This is a genomic window from Corallococcus sp. AB018 (assembly GCF_003986945.1).
GTDB classification, from domain to species: domain Bacteria; phylum Myxococcota; class Myxococcia; order Myxococcales; family Myxococcaceae; genus Corallococcus; species Corallococcus exiguus.
The window spans coordinates 1-631 of the sequence record NZ_RAWR01000482.1 but is presented as its reverse complement, the minus strand read 5'-3'; the positions used below and the strand labels follow the sequence as shown (position 1 = coordinate 631).

Here is a 631-nt window from a genome sequence, read left to right as displayed (position 1 = left end):
TCTTTGGGGGGGATGCGCGCGGCAAGACGATGTCGCTGGGGCGGGGAGGGTCGGACTACTCGGCGGCGCTGGCGGCGGCGGCGCTGGATGCGCGGCTGTTGGAGATCTGGACGGACGTGGACGGCATCTTCAGCGCGGACCCACGGCTGGTGCCGGAGGCGTTCGCGCTGGAGGAGGTGAGCTTCGAGGAGGCGATGGAGCTGGCCTACTTCGGAGCGAAGGTGCTGCATCCGAAGACGATTGCGCCCGCGAGGGAGCGGGGCATCCCGGTGCGGGTGTGCAACAGCTTCCGGCCGGAGCATCCGGGCACGCGGGTGACAGCCACGGCGCCAGTGTCGCGGCACCCGGTGCGCGGGTTGTCGTTCCTGCCGGACATCGCGCTCATCAACATCGCGGGGGCGGGGTTGAAGGGCGTGCCGGGCACGGCCGCGCGCGTCTTCGAGGCGATGGCGCTGGCGTCCATCTCCGTGGTGTTGATTACGCAGGGCTCCAGCGAGTCCTCCATCAGCTTCTGCGTGGGGGAGGCGGAGGCCGCGCGGGCGGTGCTGGCGCTGGAGGACGCGTTCGAGGTGGAGCGCGAGGCGGGGAAGGTGGACCCCATCGAGCACCAGCCGGGGCTCGCGGTGTTGAG

Annotated in this window: 1 protein-coding gene; it reads left to right on the top strand. The window is 71.2% G+C overall.

Annotated features, from left to right (window positions below):
* On the top strand, positions 1–631 hold a 631-nt coding region (locus D7Y11_RS42830), incomplete at both ends, for an aspartate kinase (protein WP_126936524.1).